The sequence below is a fragment of the Streptomyces sp. NPDC098781 genome, assembly GCF_044759995.1.
Taxonomy (GTDB): domain Bacteria; phylum Actinomycetota; class Actinomycetes; order Streptomycetales; family Streptomycetaceae; genus Streptomyces.
Genome location: NZ_JBIWAK010000011.1, coordinates 228816 through 245221 on the forward strand (window position 1 = coordinate 228816; position 16406 = coordinate 245221).

Consider the following 16406-nt stretch of genomic DNA (forward strand, 5'->3'; position numbering starts at 1 on the left):
TGCCGTTGACCCGATCGGGAACATACGGCAAATGCCCCCAACCCGCTCATTCCCCGACAGTCCTCCGGGCGCCGGTGTCGCCGTCCGGCGGGCCGTACGCAGCGGTGCGAGCGCTCTGCGGGGCGGCCGCGTCCGGCGTCCGACGCCGTATCAGGTCTTCGGCTTCCTGTTCTTCCTGGTGATGCTGCTGGCGTACTGGGCCGTGCCGCTGTGCTGTGACGCGGGCCGGCACGCGGCGGTCGTGGAGCGGTTGACGGCGGATCTGCTCCACCCGCGCCATCCGATGGCGGACCTGCCGGGCGCGGGCAGCCCGTACTACTCGCCGTACGCGGTCGCGCAGGGCGTGTTCGCCCGGCTGACCGGCCTGGGCGGCTGGGAAGTGGTCCGGCTGGCCGGGGTGCTGAACCTGATCGTGCTGCTGACCGGGATCGGCCGCCTGGTGCGGACGCTGACGCCGAGGCCGTGGGCGCCGGTGCTGGCGCTGGGGACGATGACGCTGCTGTGGGGGACCGAGCGGGCCTGGTGGAGCGGTTACCTCAGCCTGATGTCGATGACGGGCAACCTCGGCTACCCGTCGGCGTTCGCCATCGGGCTCACCTTCTGGGCCTGGGCGTTGACGGGCGCGCGGGCCCGGGGACGCGGGCCGGTGCGGTTCGTCGGGCCGAGCGGGCTGCCGGGGTTCGCCGGGTACGCGGGGCTGGGGGCGCTGTACGGGGTGATCCTCCTGGTGCATCCGATCACGGCGCCGGCGGCGGCCCTGGGAGCGGCGGCGTTCGTGGCGGGCTGGCAGCGGGAATGGCGGACCGCCGTGCTGCTGCGCTGGGGAGTGACGGCGGGCACGGCGCTGCTGCTCGCCTGGTCCTGGCCGTACTTCGACGTGTTCGCGCTGGCCGCCGACGACAGCGTGGACGGGATCCACCGGCGGCTGTACGAGCAGTTCCCCGGGCAGGTCTGGCTGGCGCTGCTCGGGCTGCCCGCGCTGTGGCTGCGGTGGCGGCGGGGCACCTGGCGGGATCCGCTGGTGCTGCTGTTCGGCCTGGACTGCCTGGTCGTGGCGTACGGCTGGATCAGCGGCCACTACACCTACGGCAGGGTCCTCGGGCTGACGCCGGCGCCGCTCCAGTTCGCGCTCGCGGTGGAGCTGGCGGCGCCCCGGCCGTGGGGCAGGGCACGCCGGGTGCTGGGCGGGGCCGCGGCGGCCGGGGCCTGTGTCGGGTTCCTGACCGTGCAGGGCGGGGCGGTGGTGCCGCGCGCACTGGATCCGGTGGGGCTGGAACAGCCGTCGCGCCGGCCCTCGTACGCCTGGGTGGCGCGGTATGTCGGGAAGGGCGAGGTGGTGATCTCCGACGGGCACTACGCCCCTCGGACCCTCCCCGGGTACGGGCCGAACCTCGCCGCGCCGGTCTGGCCCGACCCCGCCCTGGACGAGCGGGAGCGGGCCCGGCGGCTGGCCGATGTCCGCGCCTACCTCTCCCCCGCCTCGACCCGCGCCGAGCGCACCACCGTGGCCCGCCGCTACCACGCGCGCTGGCTGCTGCTGACGCGGTGGAAGCGGGTGCCGCGGGAGGCGGTGGTGGTGGCGTGGAGCCGGGAGACGGGGGAGGTGCTGGCGCGGATCGGGTGACTTCGCGCCGGGAGTGCTCCGGGACTACTCGATGACGAGGTCGACGTCGATGTTGCCGCGGGTGGCGTTGGAGTAGGGGCAGACCTGGTGGGCCTGCTCGACCAGCTTGCGACCGGTCTCCTCTTCGAGGGTGTCGGGCAGCTCGACACGCAGCGTCACCTTCAGACCGAAGCCCTCGCCCTGCTTGCCGATGCCGACCTCGGCGGTGACGGCGGCGTCGGAGACGTCGACCTTGGCCTGGCGGCCGACGAGGCCGAGGGCGCTGCCGAAGCAGGCGGCGTAGCCGGCGGCGAACAGCTGCTCGGGGTTGGTGCCCTGCCCGTTGCCCCCCATCTCCACCGGGATGCCCAGCGGGAGGTCGATCTTGCCGTCGTTGGAGACGGCGCGACCCTCACGGCCGTGGGTGGCGGTGGCGACAGCGGTGTAGAGCGCGTCCATGGAAAACCATCCCTCTCAAGTCATGTTCCGGTGGCTCTGTTGGCGGCCTCCGGACGACCACAAGTAGAGCACACAATTCAATTGCACACAACTAAATGACGAGGCACGAGCTACCCTGGAGCCATGACGACCACGCCCACCGCGGACTGGCTCCGCCTCGACCAGCAGATCTGCTTCTCCCTGCACGCCGCCTCACGCGCCTTCGGCGGTGTCTACCGCGTGGTCCTGAAGGACCTGGGACTCACGTATCCGCAGTACCTGGTGATGCTGGTGCTGTGGGAGCAGGGCGACCTGCCCGTGAAGAAGCTCGGCGAACACCTGCGCCTCGACTCCGGCACGCTGTCCCCGCTGCTCAAGCGGCTGGAGGCGGCGGGTCTGGTGCGCCGCGAGCGCAGCGCCCGCGACGAGCGCTCGGTGGAGGTACGGCTCACGGACGAGGGCACCGCGCTGCGCGAGCGCGCGGTGCAGGTGCCGCGCCGGATCGCCACGGCGACGGGCTTCGGCGCGGACGAGATCGGCGAGCTGCGCGAACGCCTCGACCGGCTCACCGCGGCCCTGGACGCGGCGGCCTTGCAGGAGGCGCCCGGTCAGGGCGGTGCGTGAGGGGCCGAGTGCCCCGGCCCCTCACTGCCGGGAGACATGTCGGTGGCCCGCGACAGTCGGCCGCCTGCTTCACTGTCCCTTGCCGAGGACTGCTCAGGAAGAACGCTGACGCGGACCGCCGACACAGACCGTCGGCGAAGACCGCTGACGCAGACTGACACCGACCGACCACAGGCCACTGACGAGGGGACGGCCCGTACATGACCTGGTTGATCACCGGCGGCGCCGGATACATCGGAGCGCACGTCGTACGGGCGATGACCGAGGCGGGCGAGCACGCCGTGGTCTTCGACGACCTGTCCACCGGCATCGCCGACCGGGTGCCCGACGGCGTCCCCCTGGTCGTGGGCTCGACCCTGGACGGCGAGCGCGTCGCCCGCGCCATCGCGGCCCACCGGGTGACCGGTGTGGTCCACCTCGCGGCGAAGAAGCAGGTCGGCGAGTCGGTGGACCTGCCGCTGCACTACTACCGGGAGAACGTCGAGGGCCTGCGCGTCCTCCTGGAGGCCGTCACGGCGGCGAACGTACGGTCCTTCGTCTTCTCCTCCTCGGCCGCGGTGTACGGCATGCCGGACGTCGACCTGGTCACGGAGGAGACGCCGTGCGTGCCGATGTCGCCGTACGGCGAGACGAAGCTGGCGGGCGAGTGGCTGGTGCGCGCGACGGGCCGCGCCACGGGCCTGTCCACGGCCTCCCTGCGCTACTTCAACGTGGCCGGCGCGGCCACCCCCCAGCTGGCCGACGTCGGCGTCTACAACCTCGTCCCGATGGTCTTCGAGAAGCTGACGGAGAACGCCCCGCCGCGCATCTTCGGCGACGACTACCCCACCCCCGACGGCACCTGCATCCGCGACTACATCCACGTCGTCGACCTGGCCGAGGCCCATGTGGCCGCGGCCCGCGCACTCCAGGCCTCGCCGGGCCACGCCCTCACCCTCAACATCGGCCGTGGGGAGGGCGTCTCGGTCCGCGACATGATCGACCAGATCAACGCCGTCACCGGCTACGACCGCCCCCCGACCGTCACCCCCCGCCGCCCCGGCGACCCGGCCCGGGTCGTCGCCTCCGCCGACCGCATCGCCACCGAACTGGGCTGGAAGGCCAAGCACGACGTCCGCGACATGATCACGTCGGCGTGGGAGGGGTGGGTGCGGCTGCATCCGGGGGCGGCGCGGGACTGACGTAGCCTCACCGGGTGACCGAGTCCGACCGTCCCCTGCGCGTCGAGCGCGCCCTCGGCGCCGTCATCGGCTCGGCCGTCGGCGACGCGCTGGGCGCGCCCTTCGAGTTCGGCCCGGAGGGCGCCTTCTCGGCCCGCTTCCCGAAGCCGGGGCAGGGCGGGGAGATGTGCGGGGGCGGCGGCTGGGATCCGGGCGAGGCGACCGACGACACGCAGATGGCCGTACTCGTCGGCGAGTCGCTCCTCCAGTGCGGCGGGCTCGAACTCCCGGACGTCTTCGAGCGGTTCCGGCGCTGGGCGGCGGCCGGGCCGAAGGACATCGGCCTCCAGACCGAAGCCGTGCTGAGCGGCGGCGACCCGTGGGACAGGGCGGCCGCGCTGCACTTCCAGGTCAGCCAACGGGCGGCGGGCAACGGCGCGTTGATGCGGGCCGCCACCTCCGCCGTCCACTTCGCCCCGCGGGGCCGCGAGGTCACCATGGACGCGGCCCGCCGGCTCGCGGCCCTCACCCACGGGGACCGGGCGGCCTGGGAGGGCACGGCCGTCTTCCACGAGCTGGTGCGCGTGGCCCTGACCGGCGGCGATCCCCTGACCGCCCTTCCGGACACGCTCAGGTCCGTCCACCCCGACCACCGCGACCGCTACGCCACCGTCCTCGCCCCCGACTGGCACCCCGACCTGGCCACCGAGTTCAACGGCGCCGTCTGGCCGTGCCTCGGCTCCGCCGTCTGGGCCCTGCGCACCACTTCCTCCTACGAGGACGCCGTACGCGCCGCGATCGACCTCGGCGGCGACACGGACACCGTCGCGGCCGTCACCGGCGGGCTGGCCGGCGCGGTGTACGGCATCGCGGCCGTACCGAAGCGGTGGGCGGCCGTACTGCACGTGCCGTTGCCCGGTTTCGGCGACCGGGTGCTTCGGGTGGGGGACTTGGCCGGACTGGCTGAGCGGCTGAGCGCCCCGAGCTCCTGAGTGGCGGCGGCTGAGGGACCAGGCGTCCGCTACGAGTAGCTGTCTACGAGTTGTTCAGATACGTGAGCACGGCCAGCACCCGTCGATGCCCGCTGTCGCTCTGTGGCAGGCCGAGCTTGAGGAAGACGTTGCCGATGTGCTTGTGGACGGCGCGTTCGGTGACGACGAGGGTCCTGGCGATGGTCGCGTTGTCGTGGCCCTCGGCCATGAGGGCGAGGACCTCGCGTTCGCGCGGGGTGAGGGAGTCGAGGGGTGAGTCGGCGCGGCGGGTCAGGAGTTCGGTGACGACCTCGGGGTCCAGCGCCGTGCCGCCGGCCGCGACCCGCTCCAGCGCGTCGAGGAACTCGTCCACCCGGCCGACCCGGTCCTTGAGCAGATAGCCGACACCGCTCGCGCCGCCGGCGAGGAGTTCGGCGGCGTACGACTCCTCGACGTACTGGGAGAGGACGAGGACGGGCAGTTCGGGCAGCTCCTTGCGCGCGGCGAGGGCGGCGCGCAGCCCCTCGTCGCGGAAGTCCGGCGGCATCCGCACATCGAGCACGGCCGCGTCAGGGTGGTGCTCCAGCAGGGCGGGCAGGATCTCGGGGCCGGTGCCGGCGACCGCCACGACCTCGTGTCCGGACGACGTCAGCAGCAGGACCAGGCCCTCGCGCAGCAGGGCGTTGTCCTCGGCGATCACCACTCGCACGGCAGGTCCCCGCTCACAGCGCCTTGAGCGCCTGGGCGGTGGCCCGGGCCAGGGCGTCCAGATACCGCTTGGAGGGCTTGGGGCCGCGGATCACCACGGAGTGCCAGTACAGGGGGCCCGAGATCAGGTCGAGGGCCAACTCCTCGTCCATGCCCGGGCGCACTTCGCCGCGCTTCTCCGCGGCCATCACGATTCCGCTGGCCACGCTCGCCTGCCCGTCGCGCAGCGCCTTCTGCACGGCCTCGGCGATCTCGGGACTGCGCGCAGCCTCGGCCTGGAGGTCCGGGAGGATCTGCGAGGCCAGCGGGTGCCGCAGGGCTCGGGCGGTCACCTCGTACAGCAGCCGCAGATCACCCTCCAGGGAGCCCGCGTCCGGTACGGGGAGCCCCATCACGGCGACCGCCGACACCACGTCGAGCACCAGGTGCAGCTTGGAACGCCAGCGCCGGTACACGGCGGTCTTGCCGACGCCCGCCCTTCGCGCGATGCCCTCGATCGACATGCGGGCGTAGCCGACCGCCGCCAGTTCCTCGAAGACGGCGGCCCTGATGGCCTCCGTCACGTCCTCGCGGAGCACGGCCGCCCCCGCCGGGGTCCGGCGGCGCGGACGCGTCTGGGACTGGTCGGCGTTCGTCGTCATGCGGACCAGCATAGGGCGTTGCGACGATACGGTCCCGTCCTTACGTGGCCGTTGCGTCGGCCGCATGCGTCGGCCGCACGTGTCGGCCATTTGCGTCGGCCGTTGCGTCGCTCACGTCACGGGCTCACGTCACGACGAAACGGTTGCGTTCCGACGCCCTCTCGACCTACGCTCACGTTACGACGATACGGTCCCGTCCCGACGTAAGAAAACGTGAAGAGAAGCGTAAGGAACCGCCGAACCACGCCCACCTTCACGGCAAGCTCTGCCCTGCCTGCCTGCCTCCCCTCCCTCACCGTCCCTCCCCTCCCCCGCCACCCGAGCGAAAGCAGCGGATGTGACCCAGGCCCTCCACACGCCGCCCCCGACGGCCACCGCCCCGCCCCCGGCCCACGACCTCGCGGCGCTTGCCGCCCGGCACGGTCTCGCGGTCAGCGGTGCCCGTCCCTCCCTGCCCGAGTACATCCGCCAGCTGTGGGCGCGCCGCCACTTCATCAGCGCCTTCGCCACCGCCAAGCTCACCTCCCAGTACAGCCAGGCGAAGCTCGGCCAGGTGTGGCAGGTCATGACGCCGTTGCTGAACGCGGCGGTGTACTACTTCATCTTCGGCATGCTCCTGGGCACCAGCCACGGGGTGCCGGACTACATCCCGTTCCTGGTGACGGGCGTGTTCGTGTGGACGTTCACGCAGAGCTCGATCATGGCGGGCACCCGCGCGATCTCGGGGAACCTCGGCCTGGTCCGCGCCCTGCACTTCCCCCGCGCCGCGCTGCCGATCTCCTTCGCGCTGCAACAGCTCCAGCAGCTGCTGTTCTCGATGGCCGCCCTGGTCGTCATCCTGCTCTGCTTCGGCATTCCGGTCGCCGCGTCCTGGGTGCTGGTGCTCCCGGCGCTGTTCCTCCAGTTCACCTTCAACGCGGGCGTCGCGATGGTCGTGGCCCGGATGGGCGCCAGGACGCCGGACATCGCCCAGCTGATGCCGTTCGTGCTGCGCACCTGGATGTACGCCTCGGGCGTGATGTTCAGCATCAGCCACGTCATGAGCAGCCACAAGGATCTGCCGTCCTGGGTGACCGGGGCGCTTCAGGCCAACCCCGCCGCCGTGTACATCGACCTGATGCGTTTCGCGCTGATCGACAGCTTCCACGCGAGCCAGCTCCCGCCGCATGTGTGGGCGATCGCGACGGGCTGGGCACTGCTCGCCGGCGTCGGCGGCTTCATCTACTTCTGGAAGGCTGAGGAGACGTACGGCCGTGGCTGAGCACCCAATCCCGCAGCACCCCACCGACAGCGCCCCCACCGTCGGCGCTCCCTCCACCGACGCCCTCGCGCACAACGCGCCCGACGCGCCCACCGTCATCGCCGACAAGGTCGACATCGTCTACCGCGTCAACGGCACCGGCGCGGGCCGCGGTTCGGCCACCGCCGCTCTCAACCGCATCCTGCGCCGCAAGCAGGCCGAGAAGGCGGCGGGCGTACGCAAGGTGCACGCCGTCAAGAAGGTCTCCTTCGTGGCGTACAAGGGCGAGGCCATCGGCCTCATCGGCACCAACGGCTCCGGCAAGTCGACCCTGCTCAAAGCGGTCGCGGGCCTGCTCCCGGTGGAGAACGGCCACATCTACACCGACGGCCAGCCCTCCCTGCTCGGCGTCAACGCGGCCCTGATGAACGATCTCACCGGCGAGCGCAACGTCTTCCTCGGCGGCCTCGCGATGGGCATGTCCCGGGAGCAGGTCAGGCAGCGCTACCAGGAGATCGTCGACTTCTCCGGCATCAACGAGAAGGGTGACTTCATCACCCTGCCGATGCGCACGTACTCCTCCGGCATGGCCGCCCGTCTGCGTTTCTCCATCGCCGCCGCCAAGGACCACGACGTACTGCTGATCGACGAGGCGTTGGCGACGGGCGACCGCTCCTTCCAGAAGCGCTCGGAGGCCCGGATCCGCGAGATGCGCAAGCACGCGGGCACGGTGTTCCTGGTCAGCCACAACAACAAGTCGATCCGCGACACCTGCGACCGCGTCCTGTGGCTGGAGCGCGGCGAACTGCGCATGGACGGTCCCACGGACGAGGTCCTCAAGGAGTACGAGGCGTTCACAGGCGACAAGGCGGCCAAGCCGAAGCCCAAGCCCAAGCCCGCGCCGGCTTCTTCGTAGGCGGCGCGGGACCGGCGGAGACGGCACGGGACCGGCGCACGCGGCACGGACCGGCGCAGGCGCACACGGCGGTCCCCCGACACGAAAGGGCGCCCCGGGCAGTCACAGCCCGGGGCGCCCTCACGCGCGTACGCCTTACGGCATCACACCGCTCACGTGTGCGTCCGCAGCAGCGTCCGCATCGTGCGCATCGCCACCGACAGGTTGGCGAGGTCGAACTCGTCCGAGCTCCGGATCTCCTCCAGGGTCGTGCGCGCACGGCCCAGGATCGCGCCGTTCTTCTGCTCCCACGACTTGAAGCGCTGCTCGGGCGTCGCCGTGCCGTTGCCGGCCGCGAGGACGTCCGAGGTCAGGGCCGCGTGGGCGGCGTAGAGGTCCTCGCGGATGGAGGCGCGGGCCATGGACTGCCAGCGGTCGGCGCGCGGCAGCTCGATGATCCGGTCCATGAGCTGGGTGATGTGCAGCCGGTCGGCGAGGTCGTAGTAGACCTCGGCGACGTCCATCGGGTCCTTGCCCATGCGGTCGGCCACCGAGACGATGTCGAGCGTCGGGAAGGCGGAGGAGAACCCGGCGACCCGCGTGGCGAGTTCGACGGGCACGCCGACGGCCGTCAGCTCGTCGTGGATCTGCTGGTACCACTCCAGGTCCGCGCCGCGCAGCAGCTTCGGCAGCTGCGACCACACCTGCTCGACTCGATCGGAGAAGAAGTCGACCGTGTCGGCGAGCTGGAGCGGCTGCTGACGGTTGTTCAGCAGCCAGCGCGTGCCGCGCTCGACCAGCCGGCGCGAGTGCAGCCGGATCCGGGTCTGGACGGCGGCCTCGACCTTGTTGTCGAGCGCCTCGACCGCGTCCCACACCTCCGCCGAGCGGAAGATCGCGCGGGCCACGGTCTGCGCCCGGACGATCTCCTCCAGCGAGGCCCCGGTCTCCTCGCGCAGCCGGTGCAGATACGTCGTACCGCCCGTGTTGACCGTGTCGTTGACCAGCACGGTCGTGGTGATCTCGCGGCGCAGCGGGTGGCTGACCAGGTACTCGGGGAACCGCTCGCGCAGCTTGGTCGGGAAGTACGCGTGCAGCAGGGTGCTCAGGTACGGGTCGTCGGGCAGCGTGGTGTGCAGCAGCTCCTCGGCGACCGTGATCTTCGTGTACGCCATCAGCACGGCCGTCTCCGGGCCGGTCAGGCCGTGGTCGGCGCCGAGGCGTTCGCGGATCTGGCGGTCGGTGGGCAGGAACTCCAGCGCCCGGTCCAGGTGCCCCTCCCTGACCAGGTGCTTCATGAAGCGCTGCTGGGCGTGGAGCATGGCGTTGGACTGGGCCAGCGCGTTGGCGATCGCCGTGTTCTGGGAGTAGTTGTTGCGCAGGACCAGACGGCCGACCTCGTCGGTCATCTCGGCGAGCAGCTTGTTGCGCTGCTTGACGGTCATGTCGCCCTCGGCGACCAGACCGTTGAGCAGGATCTTGATGTTCACCTCGTGGTCGGAGGTGTCCACGCCCGCGCTGTTGTCGATGGCGTCGGTGTTGATCTTGCCGCCGTGCCGGGCGAACTCGATCCGGCCGAGCTGGGTCAGCCCCAGGTTGCCGCCCTCGCCGACGACCTTGACCCGCAGGTCGGCGCCGTCGACACGGATGGCGTCGTTGGCCTTGTCGCCGACGTCGGCGTGCGACTCGGTGCTCGCCTTGACGTACGTACCGATGCCGCCGTTCCACAGCAGGTCCACCGGCGACTTGAGGATGGCCTTCATCAGCTCGGCCGGGGTCATCTTGGCGACCTTGCCCTCGATGCCCAGGGCCTCGCGGATGTGCGCGTTGACCGGGATGGCCTTGGCGCTGCGCGGGAAGACACCGCCACCGGCCGAGATCAGGTCGGTGTTGTAGTCCTCCCAGCTGGAGCGGGGCAGCTCGAAGACGCGGCGGCGCTCGGCGTAGGAGGTGGCCGCGTCCGGGGTCGGGTCGATGAAGATGTGCCGGTGGTCGAAGGCGGCGACCAGGCGGATGTGCTCGCTGAGCAGCATGCCGTTGCCGAACACGTCACCGGACATGTCGCCGATGCCGACGACCGTGAAGTCCTCGCTCTGCGTGTCCACGCCCAGCTCGCGGAAGTGCCGCTTGACGGACTCCCAGGCACCGCGGGCGGTGATGCCCATGCCCTTGTGGTCGTAGCCCGCCGAGCCGCCGGAGGCGAAGGCGTCGCCGAGCCAGAAGTTGTACTGCTCGGCGACCCCGTTGGCGATGTCGGAGAAGGTCGCGGTGCCCTTGTCGGCGGCGACGACGAGGTAGGTGTCGTCCTCGTCGTGCCGTACGACGTCGGCGGGCGGCACGACGTCCCCGGCCACCATGTTGTCGGTGATGTCGAGCAGGGCCGAGATGAACGTCTTGTAGCTGGCGATGCCCTCCGCCATCCACGCGTCCCGGTCCACGGACGGGTCGGGAAGCTGCTTGGCGACGAAGCCGCCCTTGGCGCCGACCGGCACGATGACGGTGTTCTTCACCATCTGCGCCTTGACCAGGCCGAGAATCTCGGTGCGGAAGTCCTCACGCCGGTCGGACCAGCGCAGACCGCCGCGCGCGACCTTGCCGAAGCGCAGGTGCACGCCCTCGACGCGGGGCGAGTAGACCCAGATCTCGAACGCCGGGCGCGGCGCGGGCAGGTCCGGGATGGCCTGCGGGTCGAACTTCATGGAGACGTAGTCGTGCGGGTGACCGCCCGCCGCCTCCTGGAAGAAGTTCGTGCGCAGCGTCGCCTTGATGACGGTCAGGAAGGACCGCAGGATCCGGTCCTCGTCCAGGCTCGCCACCTGGTCGAGCGCCGCGTCGACCTCTTCGAGCAGCGCGTCCACGATCTCGTGGCCGGCGCGCTGGCGGTCCGGCGACATCCTCGCCTCGAACAGGGAGACGAGCAGACGGGTGGTGTGGACGTTGTTCCGGAGGGTGTCCTCCATGTAGTCCTGGCTGAACGTGGAGCCGGCCTGGCGCAGGTACTTCGCGTACGCCCGCAGCACCATCGCCTGCCGCCAGGTGAGCCCGGCGCCCAGCACCAGCGCGTTGAAGCCGTCGTTCTCCGCCTTGCCGGTCCAGGTGGCGGCGAAGGCCTCGGAGAACCGCTCGCGCGCGTCGTCGCCGAGATAGTCGCCGCCGCCCGCCGCCGGGGCCATGCGCAGACCGAAGTCGTAGATCCAGGCGACACTGCGGTCGGCGCAGCGCAGTTCGTACGGCCGCTCGTCCACGACCTCGACGCCGAGGCGGCTGAGGACCGGCAGGACGGCGGACAGGGAGACGGCCGCGCCCTTGCGGTAGATCTTGAAGCGGCGCTCCTCGGGGGCCGCACCGACCGGCTCGTACAGGCTCAGCGAGAAGTCGTTCTCCTCGGTGAGCTGTTCGATGTGGACCAGGTCGGAGACCGCCGAGCGCGGGGAGTGGTCGGCCTTGTAGCCCTCGGGGAAGGCGTTGCCGTAGCGCCGCAGCAGCTCCGCGGCGTGCTCCTCGCCGAGCTCGGCGTTGAGCGCGTCGGCGAAGCCGTCGGCCCAGGAACGCGCGGCCTCGACCAGACGGGCCTCGATGCGCTCCTTGTCGGCGTCGGACAGCTCCGGCAGCTCGGTGCCCTGCGGCACACGGACCACGAAGTGCAGCCGGGAGAGGATCGACTCGGTGTTCCAGGCGGTGAAGTCGACGCTGGTGCCGCCGAGCTCCTCCTTGAGGATGTCGATGATCCGCAGCCGCACACCGGTCGTGTAGCGGTCCCGGGGGAGGTAGACGAGGGCCGAGTAGTAGCGGCCGTACTCGTCCTGGCGCAGGTAGAGCCGCAGCCGACGGCGCTCCTGGAGGTAGAGGACGGAGGTCGCGATGCGCTGGAGCTCGGGGACCGGGGTCTGGAAGAGCTCGTCGCGCGGGTACGTCTCCAGGATCTGGAGCAGGTCGCGGCCGTCGTGGCTGTTGGGCGAGAAGCCGGCGACCCGCAGCACGTCGTCGACCTTGCGCCGGACGACAGGCACGCGGCGGACCGACTCGGTGTAGGCGGCCGAGGAGAACAGACCCAGGAAGCGGCGCTCGCCGACGACCTCGCCGTTCTCGTCGAACTTCTTCACCCCGACGTAGTCGAGGTACGACGGCCGGTGCACGGTCGCCCGGCTGTTGGCCTTGGTGAGGATGAGGAGCTTGTGCTCGCGGGCCTTGGCGCGGGCGTCGGCGGGCAGCCGCTCGAAGGACGGGCTGACCGGGTGGCTGTCGGTCTCGGAGTGCTGCGGGTCGGCGCGCAGGATGCCGAGGCCGGTGCCCGGCACGGCGGCCAGCGAGTCGTCCTCGCGCAGCTCGTACTCGCGGTATCCGAGGAAGGTGAAGTGGTCGTCGGCCAGCCAGCGCAGCAGCTCACGGGCCTCCTCGAACTCCTGGTCACGGAGGTCGGAGTGGGGCTCCCGCGGCAGCTCGTCGGCCATCCGCAGGGCCAGGTCCCGCATCTTGCTCCAGTCCTCGACGGCCTCACGGACGTCGGACAGGACGCGCAGCAGGTCCGCGGTGATCTGCTTCAGGTCGCCGCGGTCGGTCTCCCGGTCGATCTCTACGTGGATCCAGGACTCGGTGTGCGTGTCGTGCGGCAGCTCGCCGGTGGGCGGCGCGGTGAGCACCTCGATGAGCTTGCCGGTGACGTCGCGGCGGACGAAGACCTGCGGGTGGATGACCACATGGATCCCCCGCCCCTGCCGCGTCAGCTCGTTGGTGACGGAGTCGACGAGAAACGGCATGTCGTCGGTGACGACCTCGACGACGGAATGGCTGCACGTCCAGCCGTTCTCTTCCACGGTGGGTGTGTGCACCCGCACGTTGGCCGTGCCCTGGGGGCGGTTCTCGGCCAGCCGGTGGTGCGAGACGGCGGCTCCGAAGATGTCGACCGGGTCGCGGTCGCTGAGGTCCTCCGGGGCGGTGTGCAGGTAGTAGCGCTGGAGGAACGAGAGCACGGTGTCGTGGTCCGGGGTGCCGGGGCTGCTCTCGTCCGTGGTCCCAGTCGGTAGGTGCCCCCCGACCGGGCTGTTCTCAGCTACCCGGGCGGCCCTCTCGAGCAGCTCGGCCTTGGCTTCGTCCAGCTTGGTCTGCATTGTCCTCTGGCTCCTGTCGCGCGCCGTTGCGTGACGTAGAAGGAAGTACGGTGTCTTCCTCTTGGGCGTAACGCCGCGACGCGGGGTCTCCGGTCTGGTTCGACGCTATGCCGCGAGGTGGGATGAGCGGGGTTATATGAGCCAATCTTGAGCCGCCCGCGGGGTGTGACGCCGCTCTCTGCGACGCCGGGTCCCACGGTGCGCCCGGCTTTCCGGGAGCCCATTCGGCTCCCTCCCGCCCGCGAAGACCAGCGACCGCCGCCCGGTCACGGATGTCGTCCGTGTTCTCCGGGCGCAGGGCAGGGGCAACGTTGCCCCCGCGAGCTATCGCGCTGATCACGCCACTAAGGCTATCGCTCCTTACAGGGCCTCCGTCATGAGCCGTATGTGTACAAAACCAGGGGTGGAACTTTGACGTTCTGCACAGGGGCAAAGCGGGTGCGGAGGGCGTAACTGGCGGGGTCGGGCACCGCGGAGGACGCTGGAGGGGGACCGGGGTGCAGCGGCACGGTGGCGCCTGGACCGATGAGGACGGGGAAGACGGCGCCGAACACGGGCCGATCGGCGGCCAGCCGTGTCCGAAAACAGACGTCGGTTGTGGCCGGTGGGTGACGCCTCGGGTGGTAAGCGGTGGGCGGCGGTCCCACACACCGCACGGCCCCTTGGCAATCCCCTCACCGCGAGGCACGTTGCCCATGGAACGGTCAGCCCGACGGAGCCGCAGAGCATGGCTCACTGGAGGAGCGCACTCGACATGACAGCGAAGATCCTCATCGTCACCGGCGACGCCGCGGAGTCCCTGGAGGTCCTCTACCCCTACCAGCGCCTCCGCGAAGAAGGCTACGAGGTCCATATCGCGGCCCCCACCCGCAAGAAGCTCCAGTTCGTCGTCCACGACTTCGAACCCGGCTTCGACACCTACACCGAGAAACCCGGCTACACCTGGCCCGCCGACCTCGCCTTCTCCGACGTGGACCCCGGCGACTACGCCGCCGTCGTCGTCCCCGGCGGCCGGGCCCCCGAATACCTCCGCAACGACCCCGAACTCCGCAAGATCCTCAAGTCGTTCTTCGACTCCGACAAGCCGGTTGCCCAGATCTGCCACGGCCCCCTCCTCACCGCCGCGATCGACAGCCTCAGCGGCCGCCGCGTCACCGCCTATCCCGCACTGGAACTGGACATGCAGGCCGCCGGCGCCACCTTCCAGGACGCCGAGGCTGTCGTCGACGGCACCCTGGTCTCGTCCCGCGCCTGGCCCGACCACTCGGCCTGGATGAGGGAGTTCCTCACCGTCCTGCGCTCGAAGGCGCCGGTGACCTGACGACGGCGGACCACCAGGCCCGGATCACACGGCGCGGACCACAGGCGCGGTGCGCCAGAGCGGGCGCCCGTGCCTTGGTGCCGTGCGCTCACGTGGCGGGCCGCTCATGCCACCAACCCCGGCTCAGGCCGACAACCGGCTCAGGCGGCCAACCGCTCCGCCTCCGCGACCGCCTCCCCGAGCGTGTCCACCACCGGCACCCCCACCGCCTCCAGGCTCGCCCGGCTGTGCGACCCCCCGGTGTACAGCACGGCCCGCGCCCCCACGTGCAAGGCCGCCACCGCGTCATCGGCGGCGTCCCCGATCACGACCGTGCGGGCGGGATCCACACTCACCAGCGCCTTGATGTGCCGCACCATGTGCTCGGCCTTGCTGCCCCCGGACGGCCCGGTCCGCCCGTCCACCCGTATGAAGTGCTCCTCGATCCCGAACCCCCGCACCAGCGGCACGAGTTCCTCATGGCCGTACATGCTCAGGATGGACTGGCTGCGCCCCGACGACCGCCAGCTCATCAGCAGCTCCGCCACACCCTCGGTCAGCCCGCACCGCACCCGGTGCTCGGTGTAGTACCGGTGGAAGGTCTCGTCCATGACCAGCCACTCGGCGTCCGTCGGCAGCCGCCCCAGCAGGCGCTCGTAGAACTTCGGCACCGGCACGCAGTACAGCGCCCGGTACTGCTCCATCGTGATCGGATCGAGCCCCAGCTCGGCGAACGCCGCGTTCGTCGCCCCGATGATCGCGTCATTGTCGTGGAACAGCGTCCCGTTCCAGTCCCAGACGATATGCGTCCCTACCAGCTTCCCCATGCCAAAAACCGTACCCGCCACCACTGACAATCATGAGAACGCCAGGTCACAGCGGGTGCCGGAAGCACGGCGCCGACTCAGTCGCCGAGCCCCACCAGGTTCGGGATCTCCTGCGTGGCGTACCACAGCAGCTCATGGTCCTCGGCCCCGTCCACGACGAACTGCGCGTCGTCGTCCCCGCCGTCCGCCGCCGCGAGGGACCGCGCGGCCGCCGTCACATCCGCCTCCGCGTCGCCCGCGTCCACATGCACGGCCGCCGCCTTGGCCAGCGCCACGCCCCCGGCGATCCTCACCTCGCCCAGCGCCGCCGGGTCCAGCCCGCGGTCGGGGTCCGCGACAGCCGCCCCGTCGGGCACGTCGACGGCGACCACCACCCGGCGCCGCGTCGCGTCCGGGTCCGCCGCCAGCAGCCGCAGCGCGGCCAGCGCGGCCCGGTTCAGCGCGGCGTACTCCAACTCCTCGATGTCGTCGGAGAGATACCACTCGCGCAGGGCGGGCGTGACGGCGTACGCGACGAGCGGTCCGCCGCCCAGCTCACCCGTCTTGTACGCCTCGGCGAGACCGGGGAGGGTCAGGGGGACGTAGACGCGCATGGCTGACCGCTTTCAGTGTTCGTGGCTCCGCGGAAACCCGGAGAGTGCGCTCCCGCACCTCCCGGACGGCCTTCAGGATACGTGCGGGCGTCCCCTTTCGAGTCCCCGCCGCCACCGCCCGCGGCGTCCACTCCGGTACGGAAACTCACCCAGGTCGCCCTTGTCATGACGGCCCCGCGCGCCCTGCCGTCACCCGGATAAGTGAAGTTCCCGGCCGCCTTCTGCGGACCTCCGCTTCCTTGCCGCCGGACCCGACGGCCACGTACAAGATCACCAACCACGAAGTTACTGCCCGGTA

13 protein-coding genes are annotated in these 16406 nt (G+C 71.0%); 7 read left to right on the forward strand and 6 right to left on the reverse strand.

Going from position 1 to position 16406, the window contains the following annotated elements; genetic code table 11:
• Window positions 1–31: 31 nt before the first annotated feature.
• On the forward strand, window positions 32–1624 hold the full coding sequence (locus ACIQWG_RS36630; protein WP_404104060.1) for a hypothetical protein: 1593 nt from the start codon (window positions 32–34) through the stop codon (window positions 1622–1624).
• A gap of 24 nt (window positions 1625–1648) precedes the next feature.
• Here ACIQWG_RS36630 and ACIQWG_RS36635 read toward each other — a convergent pair whose 3' ends face one another.
• Window positions 1649–2062: an organic hydroperoxide resistance protein gene (locus ACIQWG_RS36635; RefSeq protein ID WP_404104062.1), complete on the reverse strand. Its 414-nt coding sequence runs from the start codon at window positions 2060–2062 to the stop codon at window positions 1649–1651.
• Window positions 2063–2185: 123 nt separating this feature from the next.
• Between ACIQWG_RS36635 and ACIQWG_RS36640 the strand changes: the two genes are divergently transcribed.
• The 3 genes from ACIQWG_RS36640 to ACIQWG_RS36650 all read left to right on the forward strand — a co-directional run bounded on the left by ACIQWG_RS36640 (window position 2186) and on the right by ACIQWG_RS36650 (window position 4817).
• Window positions 2186–2665: a MarR family winged helix-turn-helix transcriptional regulator gene (locus ACIQWG_RS36640; RefSeq protein ID WP_404104064.1), complete on the forward strand. Its 480-nt coding sequence runs from the start codon at window positions 2186–2188 to the stop codon at window positions 2663–2665.
• A 200-nt stretch (window positions 2666–2865) separates the two neighbouring features.
• Window positions 2866–3846 carry a UDP-glucose 4-epimerase GalE gene (galE, locus tag ACIQWG_RS36645; protein ID WP_404104067.1) on the forward strand — a complete coding sequence of 327 codons (981 nt, stop codon included), beginning with the start codon at window positions 2866–2868 and terminating at the stop codon, window positions 3844–3846.
• A gap of 14 nt (window positions 3847–3860) precedes the next feature.
• Entirely contained in the window at window positions 3861–4817 is a 957-nt protein-coding gene (locus ACIQWG_RS36650) for an ADP-ribosylglycohydrolase family protein (RefSeq protein ID WP_404104070.1), read from the forward strand.
• 43 nt (window positions 4818–4860) lie between these two features.
• Here ACIQWG_RS36650 and ACIQWG_RS36655 read toward each other — a convergent pair whose 3' ends face one another.
• On the reverse strand, window positions 4861–5505 hold the full coding sequence (locus ACIQWG_RS36655; RefSeq protein ID WP_404104073.1) for a response regulator: 645 nt from the start codon (window positions 5503–5505) through the stop codon (window positions 4861–4863).
• A gap of 13 nt (window positions 5506–5518) precedes the next feature.
• Window positions 5519–6157 carry a TetR/AcrR family transcriptional regulator gene (locus ACIQWG_RS36660; protein ID WP_404104076.1) on the reverse strand — a complete coding sequence of 213 codons (639 nt, stop codon included), beginning with the start codon at window positions 6155–6157 and terminating at the stop codon, window positions 5519–5521.
• Window positions 6158–6482: 325 nt separating this feature from the next.
• Here ACIQWG_RS36660 and ACIQWG_RS36665 point away from each other — a divergent pair, with 325 nt between their 5' ends.
• Together ACIQWG_RS36665 and ACIQWG_RS36670 are read left to right on the forward strand one after the other, a co-directional pair.
• Window positions 6483–7406 (forward strand): ABC transporter permease, encoded by a 924-nt coding sequence (locus ACIQWG_RS36665; RefSeq protein WP_404104080.1) that lies wholly within the window; start codon window positions 6483–6485, stop codon window positions 7404–7406.
• Entirely contained in the window at window positions 7399–8301 is a 903-nt protein-coding gene (locus tag ACIQWG_RS36670) for an ABC transporter ATP-binding protein (RefSeq protein ID WP_404104083.1), read from the forward strand. Before ACIQWG_RS36665 ends, ACIQWG_RS36670 begins: the two co-directional genes overlap by 8 nt.
• Before the next feature lie 152 nt (window positions 8302–8453).
• On the opposite strand, the gene ACIQWG_RS36675 is transcribed toward ACIQWG_RS36670, so the two are convergent.
• On the reverse strand, window positions 8454–13388 hold the full coding sequence (locus ACIQWG_RS36675; RefSeq protein ID WP_404104086.1) for an NAD-glutamate dehydrogenase: 4935 nt from the start codon (window positions 13386–13388) through the stop codon (window positions 8454–8456).
• A 754-nt stretch (window positions 13389–14142) separates the two neighbouring features.
• On the opposite strand from ACIQWG_RS36675, the gene ACIQWG_RS36680 reads away from it, so the two are divergent.
• Window positions 14143–14709 carry a DJ-1/PfpI family protein gene (locus ACIQWG_RS36680; protein ID WP_404104089.1) on the forward strand — a complete coding sequence of 189 codons (567 nt, stop codon included), beginning with the start codon at window positions 14143–14145 and terminating at the stop codon, window positions 14707–14709.
• Window positions 14710–14849: 140 nt separating this feature from the next.
• On the opposite strand, the gene ACIQWG_RS36685 is transcribed toward ACIQWG_RS36680, so the two are convergent.
• Together ACIQWG_RS36685 and ACIQWG_RS36690 are read right to left on the reverse strand one after the other, a co-directional pair.
• On the reverse strand, window positions 14850–15515 hold the full coding sequence (locus ACIQWG_RS36685) for an HAD family hydrolase (RefSeq protein ID WP_404104091.1): 666 nt from the start codon (window positions 15513–15515) through the stop codon (window positions 14850–14852).
• A 77-nt stretch (window positions 15516–15592) separates the two neighbouring features.
• Window positions 15593–16108, reverse strand: coding sequence for a DUF6912 family protein (locus ACIQWG_RS36690; protein ID WP_404104094.1), 516 nt, complete (start codon window positions 16106–16108; stop codon window positions 15593–15595).
• Window positions 16109–16406 lie beyond the last annotated feature (298 nt).

Excerpts from the sequence above, each read along its gene's own strand:
- ACIQWG_RS36630 (WP_404104060.1), top strand. The coding sequence starts at position 32 with ATGCCCCCAACCCGCTCATTCCCCGACAGTCCTCCGGGCGCCGGTGTC.
- ACIQWG_RS36635 (WP_404104062.1), bottom strand. The coding sequence starts at position 2,062 with ATGGACGCGCTCTACACCGCTGTCGCCACCGCCACCCACGGCCGTGAG.
- ACIQWG_RS36640 (WP_404104064.1), top strand. The coding sequence starts at position 2,186 with ATGACGACCACGCCCACCGCGGACTGGCTCCGCCTCGACCAGCAGATC.
- galE (WP_404104067.1), top strand. The coding sequence starts at position 2,866 with ATGACCTGGTTGATCACCGGCGGCGCCGGATACATCGGAGCGCACGTC.
- ACIQWG_RS36660 (WP_404104076.1), bottom strand. The coding sequence starts at position 6,157 with ATGCTGGTCCGCATGACGACGAACGCCGACCAGTCCCAGACGCGTCCG.
- ACIQWG_RS36675 (WP_404104086.1), bottom strand. The coding sequence starts at position 13,388 with ATGCAGACCAAGCTGGACGAAGCCAAGGCCGAGCTGCTCGAGAGGGCC.
- ACIQWG_RS36680 (WP_404104089.1), top strand. The coding sequence starts at position 14,143 with ATGACAGCGAAGATCCTCATCGTCACCGGCGACGCCGCGGAGTCCCTG.
- ACIQWG_RS36685 (WP_404104091.1), bottom strand. The coding sequence starts at position 15,515 with ATGGGGAAGCTGGTAGGGACGCATATCGTCTGGGACTGGAACGGGACG.
- ACIQWG_RS36690 (WP_404104094.1), bottom strand. The coding sequence starts at position 16,108 with ATGCGCGTCTACGTCCCCCTGACCCTCCCCGGTCTCGCCGAGGCGTAC.